The following is a 313-nucleotide window of genomic DNA, read 5'->3' on the forward strand; positions in this document are numbered from 1 at the left end:
GCCGCCGATGCCAGCGCGGTGCGCGCCGCCCTTGCCGAGGTGCACAACAAGATCGGCCCGGTCGATATCCTTGTCGCCAATGCCGGCGGCCACGGTGTCGGCCCGACGGTGACGATGAGCGACGAGACCTGGGCGCTGGCAACGCGCACCAATCTCGACACCGCTTTCGTCTGCGCCCGCGAATGCCTGCCCGATCTCATTGCCCGCAAGGGCAACATCGTCGTCGTCGCTTCGATCGCCGGCCTGTTCGCCGGGCCGGCGGCGGCGGGCTATGTCACCATGAAGCATGCCTGCGTCGGCTTCGGCAAATCGC

At 68.4% G+C, this 313-nt stretch carries 1 protein-coding gene; it reads left to right on the forward strand.

The genetic code is table 11. The annotated features are described in order from the left end of the window. Positions 1–313: SDR family NAD(P)-dependent oxidoreductase (locus EN852_RS38310; RefSeq protein WP_135879869.1), on the forward strand; the 313-nt coding region annotated here is incomplete at both ends.

The sequence above is a fragment of the Mesorhizobium sp. M2E.F.Ca.ET.209.01.1.1 genome (genome assembly GCF_004010375.2).
Classification (GTDB): Bacteria; Pseudomonadota; Alphaproteobacteria; order Rhizobiales; family Rhizobiaceae; genus Mesorhizobium.